Source organism: Nitratireductor sp. ATLC21, assembly GCF_057196525.1.
Genome location: NZ_JBXUOU010000001.1, coordinates 1,418,588 through 1,439,333, shown reverse-complemented (window position 1 = coordinate 1,439,333; position 20,746 = coordinate 1,418,588). Strand labels below are relative to the sequence as shown.

Genomic DNA, 20,746 nt, shown 5'->3' with positions numbered 1-20,746 from the left:
GAGATGTTCGCCGGCTTACCCGATCAGGAGAATGGAATTGGCAGAGACAAGCAAAATCGCAATCCTGGTGCCTGGGAAACTGCATCCACACGCGGCAAAACGCATCGATTCACGTTTCGAGCTCCTGACGATCGAGAAAGCCGATGCGTCGCTCGTGACGGGGGAGGTCGCGGCAAGGGTGCGCGGGATGGCTGCAATGACCGTTGTGGATGCGGCCTTCATTGATGCATTGCCCAATCTCGAGATCATCGCCAATTTCGGCGTTGGCTATGATGCTGTCGACGCCGCGCATGCCGGTCGGCGCAACATCATGGTCACCAATACGCCCGACGTTCTCACCGAGGAGGTTGCCGATACCGCGGTGGGGCTTCTGCTCAATACCGTTCGCGAGTTCCCCCGGGCGGAGGCGTGGCTGCGTGAGGGGCGTTGGGCGCGGGAGGGGGGCTACCCGTTGTCTCGCGGTTCATTGCGCGGTCGGACCGTTGGCATTTTCGGCATGGGACGTATCGGTCGTGCCATTGCCCACCGCCTTTCTGCCTTCGGTTTGCCGATCGCCTATCACAACCGCAGGCGACTGAATGACGTATCCTATGCCTATCATGAAACGCTTGTCGGGCTGGCTGCAGCGGTCGATACATTGATCTGCGTTGCTCCGGGAGGTGCGGAAACGCACAAGGCGGTCAACGCCGACGTCTTGAAGGCGTTGGGCGAGAACGGCGTGTTCGTGAACATTGGACGCGGCAGCACGGTCGCTGAAGCTGCCCTGATCACTGCCCTGAAAGAAGGCACCATCTTCGCCGCGGGACTGGATGTATTCGAGAATGAACCTCAAGTGCCGGAGGCTTTGGTCGCTTTGGAGAATGCGTCCCTCCTTCCGCATGTGGGCTCGGCTTCGGTCGTGACCCGCGAGGCGATGGCGGATCTGGTGGTCGACAATCTCATTTCCTGGTTCACACACAATCGCGCAATAACGCCAGTGCCTGAAACCAGCCATGTGAAGCGAGAAGGTATTTCCTCATCAGTGGAATGACGCCTTAAAGTTGTATTTTTAGCAAACGATTAACCAGAACATTGGAAGCTCTCGGAAAGACATTCCGTTGGCGATGGAGCTCCCGATTTATGAAACTAATTGCGTCAGGCGCTCTGGTGTTCGCTCTTGTGGGAGCGTTCGGCTATTTTTCTGATGTGCGGGTGGCAGAGATGGCTGCAGCTCCGGGTGAGGAGACGACCGCGTCTCAGAAAGATACCGTTTCGGAGTACACCCTGACAGGGGTGGGGCTGAATGACATCTGCCGCGTCCGCCACGCGCCGGGACCGGAGAAGACGCCACTTGATCTTGATGGAAGCTGTGCCCGCTTGATGCCAAGCCTTGTGGAGGCGCGTATCTGGGAGGAGCGCGAAGACGGGACGGTCGCTTTTGTCTCAGCGACCGGAGAGGCACTGGTGGAATTCTATCCCGGCGACGGCGCAGCCTATGAATCACTGCGGCCCGGTTCGCCGCTGCTCAGCATGTACCCCGGAAACTGACTACTCTGCGGCGATGTGTGCGTTGCTGCGCTTGGCCGCGTGCTGGCGAACCGCGTTCCCGAAGGCTTCAAAAATGCGGGCCGAGGCGCTGTCCTTGTGAGCCCAGTATTCGGGATGCCACTGGACGCCGACGGCAAAGCCCGCCGCATCCTTGACCGAAACGGCCTCCACCGTTCCATCATCCGCCACAGCTTCGATCTCAAGGCGCGGAGCGGGCGTGTCCACGCCCTGCCTGTGAACTGAGTTCACGCGGACCTCTGACGTATCGAAGATGCGAGCGAGGCATCCATCCGGCGCCACCTTCACCGTCTGTCGAATGGCGAAACGCGTGTCCTGGTCTGCCTCCTGCGGGCCCCGATGGTCGAACGCGCCTTCGCGTTCGTGGATTTCCGTCGCCAACGTGCCTCCCAGCGCGACGTTCAATTCCTGGATACCGCGGCAGATGGCCAGAAGCGGCACACCGCGTTCAACAGCCTTGCGGATCAAAGGAAGCGTGGTGGCATCGCGTGCGTGGTCGTAGGGGCCGTTCTCTTCGCTGGCTTCGCCGCCGTAGAGCGCCGGATAGACGTTTGACTTCGACCCCGTCAGCAATACGCCGTCGACAGTGTCCAGCAGGCTGTCCAGGTCGAGCTTTTCGCCGAGCGAGGGGAGCAGAACCGGCAGAACGCCGGCGGCGGCGATCGCTGCCTCAAGATATGCTTGTGGCGTGGCATGCCAAATATATTTCTCGAAATCCTTTGCATCGGTCGAGACGGCGATCAGTGGCGTGCGCATTCGAAAATCCATTGGTTTGCAGTCGCTCTTCAGACAGCGAATGTAGAGATTTCTCGCGCCTTTCCAATGGGCAGTCCGAGGATTTCGCTGGGCCTTCGACATTGGTCGCAGACAGGGTCCATTTGCTGGACTTGGGGCGCCATGCATGCATTGATACCAGTGGTTTTCGGCGCCTGACAAAAAGCAAACAGCAGCGGGCGGCGAGGCCGGCATACAGCCGGGTGCCAGCGGCACTGCGGCGGACGGTTCCAGAATGGGAGGAGTACATATGGACCGCAGAACCTTCTTCAAGAAGGCAGGTATTGCAGGGACGGGCGTTGCCGCCGCGTCGGCACTTTCTGCACCTGCCATTGCCCAGTCGATGCCAAAAATCACGTGGCGTTGCACGTCTTCGTTTCCGAAGGCGCTCGACACGATCTATGGCGCGGCCGAAACGATGGCCGAGTTCGTGAAAGGTGCAACGGACGGCAATTTTGAGATCCAGGTCTTTGCTGCCGGCGAGATCGTGCCGGGGCTTCAGGCCGCGGACGCGGCAGCCGCCGGCACTGTCGAGATGGCGCACACAGCGTCCTACTACTATTGGGGCAAGGACCCGACCTATGCGTTGGGCACGGCTATTCCGTTCGGCCTCAACTACCGCCAGCAGAATGCGTGGTTCTATTATGGCGGCGGCAATGATCTCATGAACGAGTTCTACCACACCGAAGGGCTCCACACATTGCCCTGCGGCAACACAGGTGCCCAGATGGGAGGCTGGTTCCGCAAGGAGATCAACACAGTTGAGGATCTCAAGGGCCTCAAGATGCGCATCGGCGGCATGGGCGGCAAAATCATCGAGAAGCTCGGTGTGGTGCCCCAGCAGATTGCCGGCGGCGATATCTACCCCGCGCTTGAAAAAGGCACCATCGACGCAACCGAGTGGGTCGGGCCCTATGACGATCAGAAGCTCGGCTTCAACAAGGTCGCACAGTATTATTACTACCCTGGATGGTGGGAAGGTGGGCCGGTCCTCAATGCCATGTTCAACAAGGCAAAGTGGGATGAACTGCCCGCGGCCTATCAATCGGTGCTCGACGCGGCATGCCGCGCGGCCAATGCCGACATGATGGCGAGTTACGACTACAAAAACCCGTCGGCTCTGCGGCAGCTGGTGGCGGATGGGGCACAGCTGCGCCCCTTCAGTCAGGAGATCCTTGAAGCGTGCTATAACGCCGCCATGGAGACCTATGAGGAAATCAACGCCTCAAACCCCACCTTCAAGAAGATCTACGACAATCAGCAGGCCTTCAAGAAGGATGCATATCTCTGGGCTCAGTTGTCCGAATATACGTTCGACACTTTCATGATGATTCAGCAGCGGGCAGGCAAACTCTGACCTGTTCTGATGTTGCAGGAAAACCCCGGGGTAGGTGCCCCGGGGTTTTTTATTGGGTGAATGCGTCAGTTGAAACTTGGAGGCTGACTGAGATCTGGCAGTGCCGGCTGTTCAGGCGAGCGTTCCTCTTCAGCGTCCTTTGATGATGTGCCAAGTGGCGGGAGCCCGCCGAGCCCCGGTAGCTGCAAGCCGTTGTCTTGTTGGTCGTCCCTGTCATCCTGCGGGGACGGTGGGGAGCCGAAGGGTGAGCCACCCAATGCGCCCGGCAGTCCAAATCCCGGTCCCCCGGAACCATTGTTCCCGAAAGAGGGAATGTTGATTTCCACCTCGTTCGGGTCGACCGTGCTCTCCTGCTTGTAGTGCGTGACAAGACCGGGAAACGAAATCACCAGAATGATCATCAGAAACTGGATTATGATGAACGGTATGGCACCCTTGTAGATTTCCGTTGTCTTGACGGCGGGCAGGATGCGTCCGGAAACCTCGTCTTTCCATTCCTTCATCGGTGCGATGGATCTCAGGTAGAAGAGCGAAAAGCCGAAAGGCGGCGTCAGGAACGACGTCTGCAAATTAATGCCGAGAATGACCCCGAACCAGATCAGGTCGATGCCAAGCGTTTCGGCAGCCGGCACCAGAAGCGGGACCATAATGAAGGCGATCTCGAAGAAGTCGAGAAAGCAGCCCAGAATGAACACGATGACGGTCACGGTCAGAAGAAAACCGATCTCCCCGCCAGGCAGTGCCAGAAGCAGTTCCTCGATCCACACATTGCCGTTGATACCGTAGAAGGTCAGGCCGAACACCCGAGCGCCGATCAGGATAAACATCACGAAGGCTGCAAGTTTCGTGGTGGCGTCGAGTGCCTGTTTGAGGACAGAGAAGGATAGTCTGCGCTTGACCAGAGCCAGAACGAGCGCGCCGGTAGCACCCATTGCACCGCCTTCCGTCGGCGTCGCAATGCCGAGAAAGATGGTTCCCAGAACGAGGAAGATCAGCGCCAGCGGCGGTATCAGGACGATCACCACCTGTTCGGCGAGCCGGGACAGGATGTTCAGTTTGAGGTAGCGGTTGGCCAGGCTGAAGGCGAGCGCGAAGAGCGTGGCAGCCGTTGCTGCCCAGACCAGCCTCACCTCGCTGCGCATGTCGGCGAACAGCGTGTGATAGGTGGCGAAATAGATTGCAACTGATGCAGCAAGAAGGACGACCAGCGAGGTGACGCCGCCACCGAGCGTGCGGGTTTCAGGGGGCAAAGCCGGTGCCCAGTGAGGCTTGACGATAGTGACGGCGAAGACCAGAAGGCAGTAGGCGCCAATGATGGCGAGCGCCGGCAAAAGCGCGCCCACATACATATCCCCCACGGAGCGCCCAAGCTGATCGGCCATGACGATCAGAACGAGCGAAGGAGGCACGATCTGCGCCAGCGTGCCGGATGCGGCGATGGTGCCGGTCGCAAAGCCGCGATTGTAGTTGTAGCGCATCATGATCGGCAGTGAGATGAGGCCCATGGCGATGACCGATGCTGCGACCACACCCGTTGTCGCGGCAAGCAGGGCCCCCACCAGCACGGCCGCATAGGCAAGCCCGCCACGCACCGGGCCAAAGAGCTGACCGATCGTGTCCAACAGATCCTCTGCCATCCGGGAGCGCTCCAGGATCAGCCCCATGAAAGTGAAAAATGGAATGGCGAGCAGGGTGTCGTTGTACATGATCCCGTAGATGCGCTCGGGATGTGACTGGAGCAGGGGCCAGAAAAGACGGATCTCGCTTGAGATGTGCGAGAGTTCAACGCCGAAAACAAAAAAGAGAAGGCCGCCGGCGGCAAGCGTGAACGCTACGGGGTAGCCGATCAGCAGCATCGCCATCACGGTCACGAACATGATGGGCGCGAGATTATGCGCGATCAGGTCAATCATCGCGCTTCTCCTCCATCTCAATGGCTGCTTCAGCGGCCGGATGAATATCGTGTTGAGGGTTGGGCTCGTCGATCAATCCCCGCAGAACCGCGTATCGTTTGACGATCTCCGAGATGGCCTGGGCCGTGAGAAGCACGAACCCGGCAAGCACCATGAATTTGGCGGGCCAGATGATCAGACCGCTTGCATTGGCTGAAATCTCGCCGGAGATGAACGAGCGCTTGAACCAGGGCCAACTCAGCCAGACGATCAGAGAGACGAAGGGTAGCAAAAAGAATACGTGGCAGAAGAGATCGATCCAATCTCGGGTTCGCTTGGAGAACAGGCTCGAAACGATATCGATGCGAATGTGTTCATTGCGCTGCAACGTATAGGCTGACGCCAGCATGAACACGGTGCCGTAGAGGTACCACTGCAGTTCAAGCAGGCTATTGGAAGCCCTTGGTATCGGCAGATAGGCAGGCAGGCCGTCGCCGAGAAACCGAATGATGGCGTTATAGGCCGATACAAGAACGGCGACCAGGATTAGCCATGAGACCTGTTTGCCGATGAATTGGTTGACAGCGTCGATCAGGCGCGAAAGGCCAAGAAGCCCCGCCATGCTTTCCTCCCAGCAATGTGTTCCCCCCGGATCGTTTTTGTGATTCTCGGGTCTTATGCTTTGTCTTGCATCTGCAGCCTGCCTTCAAGTGAGCCAAAAGTCGACATTGAAGACGCAGCCAAGGCAATCCAGGGCAGGTTCGAAGCTTGCAATGGGAAAACACGGCCAGATCGAACAGATTGCAAATCGTCTCCCCCCGCAGATAGCGGTCTGGACAGTTGTGCTTGTGCGTGTATTGATAAGTTTCCGCTGCGCCGGGGAGGTTGTTACCGGCGCTGTAGTAAAGTCGAAGAGGCCGTTCTGCGGCCCTTTTTTTCGCTTGATGTTCTTTTGGGAGGTATTCATGGATCGTCGTTCTTTCCTCGGGAAAGCGGGGCTGGCCGCTGCTGGGGCGGGTGCAGCCGCATTAGCGACGCCTGCCATCGCGCAGGGCAACCAGACCTGGCGCATGGTCACCACTTGGCCGAAGAATTTTCCCGGCCTGGGTGTTGGCGCACAGCGGCTTGCGGATCGCATCACGGCCGCTTCCGACGGTCGGCTGACCGTGCAGGTCTATTCCGCAGGCGAACTCGTTCCGCCGCTGCAGTCGCTGGATGCCGTTATCGATGGTTCGGCCGAGATGAGCCACGGTGCGGCGTATTACTGGCAGAACAAGAGCCCGGCCCTGTCATTCTTCACGGGTGTGCCCTACGGCATGACCTCGCGTGAAATGGCGGCGTGGGTCCGCTATATGGGCGGTCAGGAGATCTGGGACGAGATCTACGACCAGTTCGGGGTTCAGGGCTTCCTGTCCGGCGATACGGGCACCCAGGCCGGTGGCTGGTTCCGCGAGGAACTGACGGGCCTCGACTCCGTCAAAGGTCTGCGCTTCCGTACGCCCGGCCTCGGCGGTCGGGTATGGGAGAAGCTTGGCGCGACGGTGACCAACATGGCTGCCGGCGAAATCTTCCAGGCACTGCAGTCGGGCACGCTTGATGCGGCCGAGTTCGTCGGCCCCTACAATGATCTGGCGCTCGGCTTCTACCAGGTTGCCAAGAACTATTATTTCCCGAGCTTTGTGGAGCCGGGTCTGGCAACCGAACTGGTGGTCAACAAGGCGAAATATCAGGAACTGCCCTCCGACTTGCAGGCGATCGTCAAGGATGTCTGCCAGGCGGAATATGACCAGGTGGCTTCGGATTTCTATGCCAATGACCCGCGGGCGCTGAAAACGCTCGTCGATGAGCATGGCGTCAATGTTCGCCAGTTCCCCGACGATATTATCGAGGCAGGTGCGAAGGCCGCGACCGAAATCCTCGGTGAGCTGCGCGATTCCGGAGACGCCCTGACGAAAAAGACGACCGAGAGCTTCATCGAGTCGCTCAACATTCTGCGCACCCGTACAGAAGGCACAGACGGTGCCTTTGTCGAGGCACGCAAGAAATACTTCTCGATCTGATCCGGATTGCGATCTACGAAAAAGCCCGGCTTGTGCCGGGCTTTTTTGTTGCCTGTCGTTTGTGATCCTAGCTGTAGATCGCTCTCGGCAACCAGGTGGCGATCTCCGGGAACATGAACATGATGGCGATAGCCAGGAGCTGAAGCAGCACGAAGGGCAGAACCCCCTTGTAGATCATCGATGTCTTCACTGAATCCGGGGCAACCCCGCGCAGATAGAACAGTGCGAAGCCGAAAGGCGGGGTGAGGAAGCTCGTCTGCAGGTTTACGCCGACAAGAACGCCAAGCCAGACCGGATCCACATCAAGAGCCAGCAGGATCGGTGCGGTGATCGGGATCACGATGAAGATGATCTCGAACGTGTCGAGAATGAATCCCAGAAGGAACATGATGAACATCACAACAGCGACCGCCGCTAGCGTGCCGCCGGGCAGGTTGGCGAGGAATTCGTGCACCAGGTTGTCGCCACCCATCAGGCGGAAAACGATAGAAAACACTGAAGCGCCGAACAGGATGATGAACACCATGCAGGTGATGGAGGCTGTGGCGATTGCCGTTTCCCTCAGCACGGCAAAGGAGAGCCGCCAGCGTAAGGCCGCAAGCACCATCGCGCCGACGGCGCCAACGGAGGCGGCTTCCGTCGGCGTTGCAATGCCACCGAGAATGGAGCCGAGAACGGCCATGATCAAAAGAAGCGGCGGCAAAAGTGCGACAGCGACCTCTCCCAAAAGCTCCTTTTTCTCTTCCGCGGGAACTGGCGTGGCTGGACAGGAGGCTGGATCGAAGATCGCCTTCAGGATTGTCCAACCGAGATAAAGGCCCACCAGCAGCACACCCGGCAGAAGGGCGCCTGCGAAGAGGTCGCCTACCGATACAGGAACCGGGGCGAAGTTGCCCTTGGCCATCTGCACCTGTGCGTTGATGCCCGAAAGCATGTCTCCCATGAAGATGAGAACGGTCGAGGGCGGGATGATCTGCCCGAGTGTGCCAGAGGCGCAAATGACGCCGGTTGCAAGCCGGGGATCGTAGTTCGCGCGCAGCATTGCCGGGAGCGAAATCAGGCCCATGGTGACGACTGTGGCGCCCACCACGCCGGTGGATGCGGCCAGAAGCGCCCCCACGATGATGACTGACATGCCAAGTCCGCCACGCAGATTGCCGAACAGCTTGCCCATGGTCAAAAGCAGTTGCTCGGCGATCTTGGAGCGCTCCAGCATCACGCCCATGAAGATGAAAAGCGGGACCGCCACCAGCACTTCATTGGTCATGTAGCCGATATAGCGGTTTGCCAGGCTGCCGAAGTTCGAGGGGTCGAATACGCCGAACCACATGCCGACGAGACCGAACATGAGCGATACGCCTGCCAGTGTGAAGGCTACGGGAAAGCCCAGAAGAAGAAAGCCGATAATCCCGAAGAACATGAGCCCCGAAAGGAGCTCGCCAATCAGAACCGGATCCATCAGACGTTTGCCTCCGGCTGCTCTTCGTCATTGGTTTCGTATCTCAGGTGCTGCGGAAGCAGGTCTTCCCTGTCGCTCAGGACCAAGACCGAACGCAAGGCCATCGCAATGCCTTGCAGCGCAAGCAGAACGGCAAAGCCAAGTATGAAGGCCTTGAGAATGAACAGGCCCGGCATGCCGCCTACATTGGCGGATGCTTCTCCCAATCGCCAAGCACGGCTGACAAAGCTCCAACCGTAGTAGAAGACGATCCAGGAGAAGGGGAGAAGAAAGAGGATCACACCGATCAGATCCACGGTCGCCTTACGCCGCGTGCTGGCCGGCCGGTAGAAAATATCGACCCGCACATGATCATTTCTGAGGAGTGCGAAGCCGGCCACGGCTGTGAACATCGCTCCGTTCAGCCAGATATAAAGATCCTGCATCCACACAAAGCTGGTTGAGAACACGTAGCGTTGCACCACAACGGTGAAGCAAACCAGAACGATGGCCAGGGACAGCCATGAAAAGACATTGCCGACAAGGGCGTTCAGACCGCTGATTGCGCGGACCAGGAAAGCGATCGCGCGCACGGTCAGTTGCCTCCGCCGTTGGCGCGCGCGGCGTGCAGCGCTTGATGGTATGCCATGTGGCCCTCTTGCGTTTCCCCGATGCGGGCGGAAGTTGTTTCCTGTCCTACCCTTCAACCTGACAACCAGGCAGCGCCTGATTAGCAGCTTTGTTTCAGGTGAAAAAGTAACCGGGTGGGAAAACTCGCCATTTTGCCTGTCGAAACGCAGTCCCGACCCTAAATAATCAGGTGAACAGGCTCTGTCGCTTGCTGTGCTTGGGTGGGAGGCAGGTATACTCAGGTCAGATTCGTGCGTTGTGTATGCGGTTCAGCTAATAAAATGTCCGGGGAAATACCGGTTCCTGTGTCGGCGTTGCTCATTGTTGCAGAGCTCGCAAATTCGTTTGACGGGATGCCGGGCGGATAGAAAACTACCCTTGCGGAAACGTTTCCAACCGTGATCCGCAGAGGAGGAATTGTTATATGACGCTTCACGACGTCACGCTCGATGACAAGTTCGATTTAACGAAGGAGCGCATCTTCGTATCCGGCGCGCAGGCCATCGTGCGGATGCTTTTGATGCAGCGTGAGCGTGATCGACGTGCTGGGTTGAATACGGCCGGCTTCGTGTCCGGCTATCGGGGATCGCCCATTGGCGGTCTCGACCAGCAGCTTTGGAAGGCGAAAAAGCAGCTCGAAGCGTCGAATGTGATTTTTCAGCCCGGGCTGAACGAGGAGTTGGCGGCCACCGCATGTTGGGGGTCCCAGCAGACCGAGCTTCTTGGCGAAGGCAAATATGACGGTGTCTTCAGCGTCTGGTATGGCAAAGGCCCCGGCGTCGACCGTTCCGGTGATGTTTTTCGCCATGCCAACCACGCCGGCTCCTCAAAGCATGGTGGTGTGCTGGCGCTGATGGGCGATGACCACACAGCCGAATCCTCGACGGTTGCCAATGCCAGCGAGTTTGCTTTCGTCGATGCGATGATCCCGATCCTGAACCCTGCCGGCGTTCAGGAGCTGATAGACTATGGTCTCTATGGCTATGCGCTGTCGCGTTTTGCAGGGACCTGGACGGCCATCAAATGCGTCAAGGACAACATTGAATCGACAGCCGCCGTGGATGTGTCGCTTGAGCGGCTGAACATCGTCACACCCGAATTCGAGATGCCGCCCGGCGGTCTGAACATCCGCAACGAGATCAACATGCTGGGGCAGGAGGCACGGCTCTACGATTTCAAGCGCGCTGCGGCCGCCGCCTTCGTCCAGGCAAACAATCTCAACCGCATCATCTATTCGGGCGGGGCCAAGGCAAAGATCGGCATTGTCACGCTTGGCAAGAGCTACCTCGACACGCGTCAGGCCTTGGATGATCTCGGGATCGATGAAGCACGTGCCCAGCAACTTGGCATCCGTCTGTTCAAAGTGGCATGCCCCTGGCCTTTCGATGTTGAGCATATGCGGGAATTCGCGCGCGGGCTCGACATGGTGATCGTGGTCGAGGAAAAGCGTTCGCTCATTGAAGTGCAGTTGCGGGAAAATCTCTACGGCACAGCCAATCAGCCGGAAATCATTGGCAAGGTGGATGAAGGAGGGAGTCGGCTTTTCGCGCCCACGGCAGCACTTGATCCCAATGAAATTGCCATCGCGATTGGCGAGCGCATCCTGCGCGTTATCGGACCGTCGGAGGAAATCTCCGCTCACGTGTCACGACTGCGCCAGTTTCAGGCGATGCTCGCGGATACGCAGGACGTGTCAGGCCGCACGCCCTATTTCTGCTCCGGCTGCCCGCACAACACCTCCACCAATGTCCCCGAGGGCTCGATTGCCGGTGGCGGGATTGGCTGTCATTTCATGGCCACCTGGATGGACCGTTCCAATATAGGCTTCACCGCGATGGGCGGTGAAGGAGCGCAGTTCATCGGCCAGGCACCGTTCTCGAAACGTGAGCATTTTTTCCAGAATCTCGGCGACGGCACCTACAACCACTCCGGCTCCATGGCGATCCGGTTTGCAATCGCTTCGGGCGCCAACATCACCTACAAGATCCTCTACAATGATGCCGTTGCCATGACGGGTGGCCAACCGCATGAGGGTGGGCTCACCGTCGACATGATCGCGGATCAGGTGCGTGCGGAAGGTGTGCAACGCATCGCCGTGGTCAGTGATGAGCCAGAGAAATACGCCGGGGTTGTAAGCTTTCCGCCGGGCACCACGATCAATCACCGCGACGATCTCGATCAGGTTCAGCGCGATCTGCGCGAAGTGAAGGGCGTTTCCGTTCTGCTCTACGATCAGACCTGCGCTGCCGAGAAACGTCGTCGCCGCAAGCGTGGCACTTTCCCTGATCCGGACAAGCGCGTCTTCATCAACGAACTCGTGTGCGAAGGCTGTGGTGATTGCGGGGTCAAGTCGAACTGCGTTTCGGTGCAGCCGCAGGAAACCGAGTTCGGCCGCAAACGCCGGATCGATCAATCGAGCTGCAACAAGGATTTCTCCTGCGTAAACGGATTTTGCCCATCTTTCGTGACGGTGCACGGGGCCAAGCTGAAAAAGGCAAAAGCCGCAACCGGCGCCAGTGATCCGCTGGAAGGCGTTCCAGAGCCGCAACTTTACGGTCTCGCGCGCGGCTGGTCGGCGGTGGTGGACGGGATAGGCGGCACCGGTGTTGTCACCATTGGTGCGATCGTCGGCATGGCCGCACATCTGGAAGGCAAGGGTGCGGGTATCATCGACATGGCGGGGCTGGCGCAGAAGGGTGGTGCGGTTTTCACTCATCTTCGCGTCGCCGAAACACCGGAAGATATCCACGCGATCCGCGTCTCCGCCGGGGAGGCAGATCTCGTTCTTGGTTGTGATCTGGTGGTTTCCGGCGCTAAGAAGGTTCTCGCAGCGGCCCGTCAGGGGCACACGCTTTTTATGGCCAATACGGCAGAAGTTATGCCGGGAGATTTTGCCCGCTCAGCCGATTTCTCGCTCCCGACCGAGCGTCTGAAAAAGGCAATCCGCGCTGCGGTCGGCGAAGATAAGGCGCATTTCTTTGATGCCACGCGCACGGCCAGCGTTCTCTTTGGCAATTCGGTGGGCGCCAATATGCTCATGCTTGGCATGGCCTACCAACTTGGAGGTCTGCCAATCTCTGCCGAAGCCATCGAGAAAGCGATAGAGCTCAATGGTCAGGCGGTGAGCATGAATGTATCCGCATTCCGTTGGGGACGGCGTGCGGCACATGATCCCGAGTTTGTGAATCAACTGGTCGCGAAATCATCCAATGGCGATGTCCGACAACCTGTTTCCCGGTCGCTTGATGAGATTATTGATCGGCGCGCAGCTTTTTTGGCCGGGTATCAGAACCAGGCATATGCCGAGCGCTATCGCAGCCGTATTACCCGTTTGCGTGCCGCAGAGGAAAAAGCTGTGCCGGGTTCCACCGCCGTGACGGAGGCAGCGGCGCGGAACCTGTTCAAGCTCATGGCCATCAAGGATGAGTACGAAGTGGCGCGCCTCTACACCGATGGGAGCTTCAAACGCCAACTTGCGGCGGAATTTGAAAGCTATGATCGTCTCGAATTTCATCTTGCTCCGCCGATCCTCGGTCGTCGCGATGCTGCCGGCCATCCCAGAAAGTCGAATTTTGGGCCTTGGATGATGACTGCCTTCCGCCTGCTTGCGCGCATGCGCGGCCTGCGGGGCACGGCTTTCGACCTTTTCGGCCGCACCGAAGAACGCCGGATGGAACGACGCCTGCTCACCGAATATGAAGGAGATCTCGATCGCATCGAGGCGCTGCTTTCTCCGGAACGGGCGGATGCCGCGGTGGCACTGGCATCGGTGCCGGCTCTCATTCGCGGGTACGGGCACATCAAGGAGGCCAACGCAGCGAAAGCGGCGCAGGAGCGTGCGAGATTGATCCAGCGCCTGGAAGGTGGTGAAAAGGAAGATCCGTTTCTAAAGGCAGCAGAATAGCCGGCTTTCTTCAAGCAGCCGGCTCAAAAACTTTACTAAACCTTTCTTAATGCTGTTGTGGCATATCTTGCCCGTCAATCGGGCTCATGCGGTGAAAAACAGCAATAACAGCATACCGGAAGACGTCTATGTTGGGTACATCCGTTCGTTGTTTCAAGACGTCGGCGTGCTCCCCGTGGGCGCGGCGTGCTATGGTCTGATTGCAGTTCTTCTTTTTTACAAGACCGGCCAGCCTGCCTTCCTTGCTTTTGGACCGGCGATGTTCATTGCGGGTGTCTGGCGCTATTTCAAGATTACGCGCGTCGATCATGCGTTGATCTTCGACTATCCGTCAGCACTTGCATGGGAAGCGCGATATCTCTGGTGGGGCAGCATCCACGGATTTGTTGTCGGAGCGTTCGGCTTCTTTGCCACGATGTGGTCGAACGACAATTTCAGCGAGCTTGCAGCCGTCTCGGCCATCCTCAGCGGAACGATCACGATTGCCGGACGCAATTACGGCTCCCACAAAATGGTGTCGATCCTGACCCTGACGATTGTGTTTCCAATGGCGCTCGGCCTGATGTTGAAGGGCGATTTATATCATTTCGTGCTTGGACTTTTTATCGCGCCATTCATGCTGGTCGTGACCAAAATGGCAGATCTGGTGCGCACGGTCCTCTTCACTGCCATCAGTGAGGAAAAGCGCTCCACTCGGCTGGCGCAGCGGTTCGATCGCGCGCTCAATACGATGCACCACGGCCTGCTCATGTTGAACAACGAGGAGCGGGTGGTGGTGAGCAACACCCAGGCGGCAGAGATGCTTGGGTTCAAGTCCTCCGAACAGATGCTCGGTCGGACGTTGAAATCACTGCTCATGCGTGGTGTGGCGAGTGGGCTGCTTTCGGAGCGCGATTACGCTTATGCCGAGGAGCAGCTTTCGCGGGCGCTACGTGAAGGGCGTAACCGCAAGGTGCTGCTGCGCATGACCAACGGGCGGCATTTTGAGTTCGCTGCTCGCGAGGGACATGATGAGGTGGGAGTGCTCACCTTTGAGGAGGTGACAAGTCGCGTCGAAGCAGAAGAGAAAATCCGTTTCATGGCGCGCTATGACAGTCTTACCAGTCTGCCCAATCGTGCGTATTTTCACGAGAAGGTAACGGAGGCGATGGCGGCGGGCGATCAGGATCGCCTCTGCGGTCTCGCGGTTCTAGATCTGGATGATTTCAAATCAGTGAACGATACGCTCGGCCACCCGGTCGGGGATGGTCTGATCTATGCCGTGGCAGAGCGCCTTTCTGCGTTTGCGAACCCCAATGTCCGCATCAGCCGGTTCGGCGGCGACGAGTTCATGGTCTATTTCAATCAGGTGGCTGATGAAGACGAGTTTTCCCGACAGTTCGAGGAAATTTTCGCATCGCTCGCCGGTGAGGTCGATGTTGCGGGACATGCAATGCGCATTCAGGCCAGTGGTGGAGCCGTGGTCGCGCCTGTTCGTGCAAGTGATGTGGACTCCATGATCGTCAAGGCGGATCTGGCGCTCTTCCGGGCCAAGGAATTGGGCAAGAATGCCTGGAGCCTGTTCGAAACCGAGATGGATATCGCCTTCCGAAACCGGCAGGTGATGAAAGCGGATCTCCGCAACGCCATTGAAGCGCGCAGCCTGCGTGTCGTCTATCAGCCGATCGTCGACGCTGCCACAATGCGGATTACGAGTTGTGAAGCGTTGTGTCGCTGGGACCATCCGGACCTGGGACTTGTCTCACCAGCAGTTTTCATACCTCTCGCCGAGGAGATGGGGCTCATCTCCGAGATCAGCACGATTGTGCTTGAGGCAGCCTGCCAGGAATGCGTCAAATGGCCAGAGCATGTGGGTGTGTCGGTCAATTTGTCGGCGAAGGATTTTCGCTCTGACGCGGTTATCGGCAAAGTGGAGCGAGCACTCAACGGCGCGGGGTTGAAGCCGGATCGTCTCGAGATAGAAGTGACGGAGACCGCACTTTTGAACGACACGGAAGCGACGGTTCGCTACATCAACAGCTTGAAGACGCTCGGCGTGCGTATCGCTTTGGATGACTTCGGGACCGGGTATTCCTCGCTTAGCTATCTGCACACTCTGCCGCTCGATAAAATCAAGATCGATGGTAGCTTTGTCGCAAATCTGAAGGAAGGCGAGCGCTCGCTTCACCTTCTGCAGGGGGTGGTCGAACTGTCCCGCAAGCTGGGCCTCGCTGTAACGGTTGAAGGCGTTGAGCGGTTTGATCAGCTGAAGCTGCTCGAAAGCTCGGTCAAGCCCGATCTCTTGCAGGGATTTTTGTTTGGTCCGGCCCTGACAGCCTCGGGCATTGAAACCATGGCCGAAATGAAACAGCTTTATTCACCCGCTCAGCTTGAGCGCCAGGAACGTCTTTCCAACTGACTTTTCGAAGCTTTTTCTTATGCAAGTCCAATGCGCAGAAACCCTTTGTTAAGGTTAATAAAACCTGAACAGTTTGATTACGAGTTTCAGCTTTACATCGCTGGTCATGCGGCTACCCTTGACTATATGAGAGGTGGTAGAAGTCGACGTGGGGCATGCGGCAATGGTCATGAGTACCGGCCTGGTCGGACTGAAACCGGGAGCTGAACGCTTCGTTCGCGAACCGTCAAAGAAATCTTCCAGCTTCATCGATAGCGTCATGGCGCTTCTCGAACGCACGGAGTATCGCCGGTGCGAGACCGGTGAAGATCGTGAAGAGATTTTTCATCTGCGATACCGATCCTACCGCGCGCATGGTTTCGTGCCCGAGACGGAAGGACAAATCGTCAAAGACGATCTCGATGATCTTCCCAATTGTTACAATTTCGCCGTTTACATCGACAAACGCCTTGTCAGCACGGTGCGGCTGCATCAGATCGACCGGGAAAACCCACTCGGTCCGGTAACCAAGGGGTTTGGAGATATTATGTCGCCTCTGATCGAGCAGGGTGACACTTGTATCAACCCCAGCATGCTCGCTGCAGATCCGGAGCTTGCGCGCGATTACCGGGCATTGCCCTACGTGTCCTTGCGGTTGGTGATTGCTGCCTATGAACATTTCCGCTCAACTTATTGCGCCTGTCTGATCCGCCAGGAACACACCGCATTCTACCGACGGATTTTCGGCGCGCGCCAGATGAGCCCGGAGCGCATCTATCCGCCTATCAGCATTCCGCTGATGTTGTTTGGAGGGGTTTGCGCGAAAGAGTTCGGCCCCATCGTGGAACGATTTCCGTTCTTTCTTTCGGCGCGGTCGGAACAACGGCTTCTGTTTGAACGTGGCAGCGCCCGTCTTGCGCCCCCTCTGACCATTCTCCCCACGGCCAAATACTCGGCGCACGCGGCCTGACACGCACTCTCGTTACGCCCGACTGCTTGCCGCCCGCGGGAAGCCGGGTTATCGAAGTGGTATGAGCACAAAACGGGACACGGTCGCAGATACCATCTGGGCTGCCGAACTCACCGATGACGAACTCGACCGCGCCCGTCGCGGACTGACGGAACGAACCTTTTCCAAAGGCAGCTATATCTGCCATCGGGGAGACCGGCTCGACCACTGGACGGGTGTTACCGAAGGGCTCATCAAGATCAGTGCCATTTCGGCTGCCGGTAAGGCGATGACCTTCGCCGGCGTGACGGATGGCGGCTGGTTTGGAGAAGGATCGGTGCTCAAGAACGAACCCCGGCAATATGATGTGGTGGCGATCCGCGATACGCGACTTGCCATGCTGTCCCGCTCAAGCTTCCTGTGGCTTTATGAGAACAGCACTGGTTTCAACCGCTTTCTCGTGCGCCAGCTTAACGAGCGTATGGGCCAGTTCATCGCGACGATAGAATACGATCGCATTCTGGGGCCGACGGCGCGTGTGGCGCGCAACCTCTCCTGGTTCCTTAATCGAACGCTTTATCCGCGTGCGGGCACCACGATCGAGATCAGCCAGGAGGAGCTCGGTCTTTTGGCCGGCGTCTCGCGCCAGGTTGTCAATCGCGCTTTGCGTGCGCTGGAAGAGGAAGGTCTGCTGAAGGCCGAGCATGGCCGCATCACAGTGGTGGATGCGGGTGCACTGAGCCATTACGAGTCCTGATCCCGAAGGCTCCATCATTCTTCTAGATTGATGCTTTAGACTTTGGTCGGAGCAGGGGCCTTGCGCCTCTGAAACACTCGCATCCGCGCACAGAATTCCGTTAGTATAAAGGCAAACTGATCGCCTGTCTGTCAAGGGGCGTGTTGATCGGTTGTGGGTTTCGTGGAACCCTCGATCCAATCAAGAACCGGTTCTGGGAGGAGCCGGGAAAACAGCGGGTCTACCGCTGACAGTGGGAGGAAGCGACTTGGCGCATCATGACGCGTCTAAGGATACGTTTGCCAAATATCTGCTCTGGAATGCCGAGCGGTTTCGTGACCGGCCGGCCATGCGCTTCAAGGATTATGGCATCTGGCAAAGCTGGAGCTGGGCCGAGCAGCTTGAGGAAGTGCGGGCCTTTGCGCTCGGCCTGCAGAAAATCGGCCTCAAGCGTGGCGACAAGATAGCCGTGATTGGCTCCAACCGGCCAAGGCTCTACTGGACCTTTGCCGCCGCCCAGTCTCTGGGTGCAGTGCCGGTCCCGGTCTACGCCGATTCTGTCGCCGAAGAGATGGCCTATGTTCTGAACCATGCCGAAGTCACCTTCGCTGTGGTGGAGGATCAGGAACAGGTCGACAAGGTTCTATCCATTTCCGACGAAGCGCCGCTTCTGACCGAGATCATCTATGACGAGGAGCGGGGTCTGCGCGATTACGATCACACCCATCTCCATGCTTATGATGACCTGCGTGAAGAGGGCAAGCGTCGGCTCGCCAAGGAACCGGAGGCGAATGCGAACTGGCTGGCCGAGATCGACAAGGGGCGGGGCTCCGATCTTTCGGTGATGCTCTACACATCCGGCACCACGGGCCGCCCCAAGGGCGTGATGCTGTCGAACGACAATTTCGTCCGTTCCGCCATCAACGGCAATGCCTTCGACAATCTGACCGAGAACGAGACGATCATCGCCTATCTGCCGCTGGCCTGGGTGGGCGATCACCTCTTCTCCTACGCGCAGTCCTACACGGCTGGCTTCTGCGTCGCGTGTCCCGAAAGCCCCGAAACGGTGAACGAGGACCGCCGCGAGATCGCGCCGACCTATTTCTTCGCGCCGCCGCGTGTTTTCGAGGCCATGCTGACCGCGATCATGGTGCGGATGGAGGATGCCGGAAAGATCAAGAAGGGCATGTTCGACTATTTCCTCGCCCACGCCGCAAAGGTCGGCGAGCGCATCCTGAACGGTGAGCAGGTGGGGTTTCTCGACCGGCTGAAATACGGGCTCGGAGAGTTCATGGTCTATGGCCCGCTGAAAAACCGCATGGGCTTTTCGAAGATGCGGGTCGGCTATACGGCCGGCGAGGCCATCGGGCCGGAGCTTTTCTCCTTCTACCGCTCGCTCGGTCTGAACCTGAAACAGCTCTACGGCCAGACGGAAGCCACCGTCTACATCACCGCGCAGGAAGACGGAAAAATCCGTCCCGACACGGTGGGCCTGCCATCGCCGGAGGTGGAAATCCGCATCGCCGAGAGCGGCGAGGTCATGTATCGCTCGCCGGGCGTTTTCGTCGGCTACTACAAGAACGACGAGGCCACCCGCGAGACCAAGACCGAGGATGGCTGGGTGCATACGGGTGACGCCGGCTTCTTCGACACGGACGGCCAGCTCAAGATCATCGACCGGGCCAAGGATGTCGGCAAGCTCGCCTCGGGCGCGCTGTTTGCGCCGAAATACATCGAGAACACGCTAAAGTTCTTCCCCGACATTCAGGAAGCGGTGGCGTTCGGCCATGGGCGCGAGTTCTGTGCGGCCTTCATCAACATCGATTTGCAGGCGGTCGGCAACTGGGCCGAGCGCAACAACATCGCCTATGCGTCCTATCAGGAACTGGCAGGGCATCCGCGCGTCTACGAGACCATCGCAGCCCATGTGAACGAGGCCAATCGCAGGCTCGCCCGCGAGCCGCTGATGGCGGCGTCGCAGATCAGGCGCTTCCTCGTTTTGCACAAGGAACTGGACGCCGACGATGGCGAACTGACCCGCACCCAGAAGGTGCGCCGCAAGTTCATCGCCGAGCGCTATGGCGAGCTGATCGAGGCGCTTTACGATGGCTCGTCGGAGAAATTCGTGGAAACCCAGGTCACCTATGAGGATGGCCGCAAGGGCATCATCCGCGCGACAGTGAAGATCGTCGATGCAGAGACCCACGCGGTTCCGGCCGAAAATGTCCGGGAGGCTGCCGAATGAACCCGCGCCCCGATCCCAGTCAGCTCACCGCGCCGGATGATGGCATTGCCAGGGGCGGTGTGCTTCTCGACGTGAAGAATGTCTCGCTTTCCTTTGGCGGCGTGAAGGCGATCACCGACATTTCGCTGGATGTGCTGAAGGGCGAAATTCGCGCCATCATCGGCCCCAACGGTGCCGGCAAGACATCGATGCTCAATGTCATCAACGGGTTCTACACGCCTCAGGAAGGCACCATCATCTTTCGCGGGCGCGAGCGCCGCTCCATGAAGCCGCACGAGGCGGTGGGGCAGGGCATTGCCCGCACCTTCCAGAACGTTGCTCTCTTCAAGGGCATGTCGACGCTCGACAACATAATGGCGGGTCGCTCGGTCATGATGAAGCGCAATATCGGCTGGCAGATGCTCTGGCATGGGCCGGCGCTGCGCGAAGAGATCGAGCACCGCGAGAAGGTCGAGGAGATCATCGACTTTCTGGAGATCCAGCACATTCGTCGCACACCGGTGGGCAAGCTGCCCTATGGCCTGCAAAAGCGTGTCGAGCTTGGCCGCGCGCTTGCCATGGAGCCGACGCTTCTTCTCCTCGACGAGCCCATGGCGGGCATGAACCTTGAGGAAAAGGAAGACATGAGCCGCTTCATCATCGACGTGAACCAGCAGCGCGGCACCACGATTGCGCTGATCGAGCACGATATGGGCGTGGTCATGGACCTGTCCGACCGTGTGGTGGTGCTCGATTACGGCAAGAAGATTGCCGATGGCCCGCCCGATGAGGTGAAGAACAATCAGGATGTGATCGACGCCTATCTGGGCGTCCCGCACTAGGGGCAGGACGGAGAAACG

At 58.5% G+C, this 20,746-nt stretch carries 15 protein-coding genes; 10 read left to right on the top strand and 5 right to left on the bottom strand.

All coding sequences use genetic code 11. The features are described 5' to 3' along the window. Window positions 1–31: 31 nt before the first annotated feature. A complete protein-coding gene (locus AC2CHD_RS07030) occupies window positions 32–1,030 on the top strand; it encodes a 2-hydroxyacid dehydrogenase (RefSeq protein WP_484553059.1) in 999 nt (332 codons plus the stop codon). 89 nt (window positions 1,031–1,119) lie between these two features. After that, window positions 1,120–1,527, top strand: coding sequence for a hypothetical protein (locus tag AC2CHD_RS07025; RefSeq protein ID WP_484553058.1), 408 nt, complete (start codon window positions 1,120–1,122; stop codon window positions 1,525–1,527). On the opposite strand, the gene AC2CHD_RS07020 is transcribed toward AC2CHD_RS07025, so the two are convergent. Continuing rightward, complete coding sequence (locus AC2CHD_RS07020; protein ID WP_229448359.1) at window positions 1,528–2,301, bottom strand: gamma-glutamyl-gamma-aminobutyrate hydrolase family protein; 774 nt, start codon at window positions 2,299–2,301, stop codon at window positions 1,528–1,530. It lies immediately after the preceding gene. A 268-nt stretch (window positions 2,302–2,569) separates the two neighbouring features. On the opposite strand from AC2CHD_RS07020, the gene AC2CHD_RS07015 reads away from it, so the two are divergent. Further along, complete coding sequence (locus AC2CHD_RS07015) at window positions 2,570–3,676, top strand: TRAP transporter substrate-binding protein (RefSeq protein WP_229448360.1); 1,107 nt, start codon at window positions 2,570–2,572, stop codon at window positions 3,674–3,676. A gap of 65 nt (window positions 3,677–3,741) precedes the next feature. On the opposite strand, the gene AC2CHD_RS07010 is transcribed toward AC2CHD_RS07015, so the two are convergent. Together AC2CHD_RS07010 and AC2CHD_RS07005 are read right to left on the bottom strand one after the other, a co-directional pair. After that, window positions 3,742–5,589 (bottom strand): TRAP transporter large permease, encoded by a 1,848-nt coding sequence (locus tag AC2CHD_RS07010; protein ID WP_484553057.1) that lies wholly within the window; start codon window positions 5,587–5,589, stop codon window positions 3,742–3,744. After that, complete coding sequence (locus AC2CHD_RS07005; protein WP_229448364.1) at window positions 5,582–6,190, bottom strand: TRAP transporter small permease subunit; 609 nt, start codon at window positions 6,188–6,190, stop codon at window positions 5,582–5,584. The genes AC2CHD_RS07010 and AC2CHD_RS07005 overlap by 8 nt, the downstream gene beginning before the upstream one ends. A gap of 343 nt (window positions 6,191–6,533) precedes the next feature. Here AC2CHD_RS07005 and AC2CHD_RS07000 point away from each other — a divergent pair, with 343 nt between their 5' ends. Further along, window positions 6,534–7,628 (top strand): TRAP transporter substrate-binding protein, encoded by a 1,095-nt coding sequence (locus tag AC2CHD_RS07000; protein WP_229448366.1) that lies wholly within the window; start codon window positions 6,534–6,536, stop codon window positions 7,626–7,628. 67 nt (window positions 7,629–7,695) lie between these two features. Here the strand turns inward: AC2CHD_RS07000 and AC2CHD_RS06995 are convergent, their stop codons facing one another. Together AC2CHD_RS06995 and AC2CHD_RS06990 are read right to left on the bottom strand one after the other, a co-directional pair. Beyond that, window positions 7,696–9,087, bottom strand: a complete 1,392-nt coding sequence (locus AC2CHD_RS06995; RefSeq protein ID WP_484553056.1) for a TRAP transporter large permease — start codon at window positions 9,085–9,087, stop codon at window positions 7,696–7,698. Then, entirely contained in the window at window positions 9,087–9,659 is a 573-nt protein-coding gene (locus AC2CHD_RS06990) for a TRAP transporter small permease subunit (protein WP_484553055.1), read from the bottom strand. Before AC2CHD_RS06990 ends, AC2CHD_RS06995 begins: the two co-directional genes overlap by 1 nt. A 461-nt stretch (window positions 9,660–10,120) precedes the next feature. On the opposite strand from AC2CHD_RS06990, the gene AC2CHD_RS06985 reads away from it, so the two are divergent. The 6 genes from AC2CHD_RS06985 to AC2CHD_RS06960 all read left to right on the top strand — a co-directional run bounded on the left by AC2CHD_RS06985 (window position 10,121) and on the right by AC2CHD_RS06960 (window position 20,728). Next, on the top strand, window positions 10,121–13,600 hold the full coding sequence (locus AC2CHD_RS06985; RefSeq protein ID WP_484553054.1) for an indolepyruvate ferredoxin oxidoreductase family protein: 3,480 nt from the start codon (window positions 10,121–10,123) through the stop codon (window positions 13,598–13,600). Between the two features lie 49 nt (window positions 13,601–13,649). Then, complete coding sequence (locus AC2CHD_RS06980; RefSeq protein ID WP_484553053.1) at window positions 13,650–15,998, top strand: putative bifunctional diguanylate cyclase/phosphodiesterase; 2,349 nt, start codon at window positions 13,650–13,652, stop codon at window positions 15,996–15,998. Between the two features lie 169 nt (window positions 15,999–16,167). Beyond that, the gene (locus AC2CHD_RS06975) at window positions 16,168–16,947 is read left to right on the top strand and encodes an N-acyl amino acid synthase FeeM domain-containing protein (RefSeq protein WP_229448372.1); all 780 of its coding nucleotides are present in this window, start codon (window positions 16,168–16,170) and stop codon (window positions 16,945–16,947) included. 61 nt (window positions 16,948–17,008) lie between these two features. Then, window positions 17,009–17,683: a Crp/Fnr family transcriptional regulator gene (locus AC2CHD_RS06970; RefSeq protein ID WP_484553052.1), complete on the top strand. Its 675-nt coding sequence runs from the start codon at window positions 17,009–17,011 to the stop codon at window positions 17,681–17,683. Between the two features lie 247 nt (window positions 17,684–17,930). Then, window positions 17,931–19,907, top strand: coding sequence for an AMP-binding protein (locus AC2CHD_RS06965; RefSeq protein WP_484553051.1), 1,977 nt, complete (start codon window positions 17,931–17,933; stop codon window positions 19,905–19,907). After that, on the top strand, window positions 19,904–20,728 hold the full coding sequence (locus AC2CHD_RS06960; RefSeq protein WP_484553050.1) for an ABC transporter ATP-binding protein: 825 nt from the start codon (window positions 19,904–19,906) through the stop codon (window positions 20,726–20,728). Before AC2CHD_RS06965 ends, AC2CHD_RS06960 begins: the two co-directional genes overlap by 4 nt. Window positions 20,729–20,746 lie beyond the last annotated feature (18 nt).

What these genes read in the sequence shown, in the direction of transcription:
- AC2CHD_RS06970 (WP_484553052.1), top strand. Translation starts at nt 17,009, where the DNA reads ATGAGCACAAAACGGGACACGGTCGCAGATACCATCTGGGCTGCCGAA.
- AC2CHD_RS07030 (WP_484553059.1), top strand. Translation starts at nt 32, where the DNA reads ATGGAATTGGCAGAGACAAGCAAAATCGCAATCCTGGTGCCTGGGAAA.
- AC2CHD_RS06995 (WP_484553056.1), bottom strand. Translation starts at nt 9,087, where the DNA reads ATGGATCCGGTTCTGATTGGCGAGCTCCTTTCGGGGCTCATGTTCTTC.
- AC2CHD_RS06985 (WP_484553054.1), top strand. Translation starts at nt 10,121, where the DNA reads ATGACGCTTCACGACGTCACGCTCGATGACAAGTTCGATTTAACGAAG.
- AC2CHD_RS06980 (WP_484553053.1), top strand. Translation starts at nt 13,650, where the DNA reads ATGCTGTTGTGGCATATCTTGCCCGTCAATCGGGCTCATGCGGTGAAA.
- AC2CHD_RS06975 (WP_229448372.1), top strand. Translation starts at nt 16,168, where the DNA reads ATGAGTACCGGCCTGGTCGGACTGAAACCGGGAGCTGAACGCTTCGTT.
- AC2CHD_RS07020 (WP_229448359.1), bottom strand. Translation starts at nt 2,301, where the DNA reads ATGCGCACGCCACTGATCGCCGTCTCGACCGATGCAAAGGATTTCGAG.
- AC2CHD_RS06960 (WP_484553050.1), top strand. Translation starts at nt 19,904, where the DNA reads ATGAACCCGCGCCCCGATCCCAGTCAGCTCACCGCGCCGGATGATGGC.
- AC2CHD_RS07010 (WP_484553057.1), bottom strand. Translation starts at nt 5,589, where the DNA reads ATGATTGACCTGATCGCGCATAATCTCGCGCCCATCATGTTCGTGACC.
- AC2CHD_RS07000 (WP_229448366.1), top strand. Translation starts at nt 6,534, where the DNA reads ATGGATCGTCGTTCTTTCCTCGGGAAAGCGGGGCTGGCCGCTGCTGGG.
- AC2CHD_RS07015 (WP_229448360.1), top strand. Translation starts at nt 2,570, where the DNA reads ATGGACCGCAGAACCTTCTTCAAGAAGGCAGGTATTGCAGGGACGGGC.
- AC2CHD_RS07005 (WP_229448364.1), bottom strand. Translation starts at nt 6,190, where the DNA reads ATGGCGGGGCTTCTTGGCCTTTCGCGCCTGATCGACGCTGTCAACCAA.
- AC2CHD_RS07025 (WP_484553058.1), top strand. Translation starts at nt 1,120, where the DNA reads ATGAAACTAATTGCGTCAGGCGCTCTGGTGTTCGCTCTTGTGGGAGCG.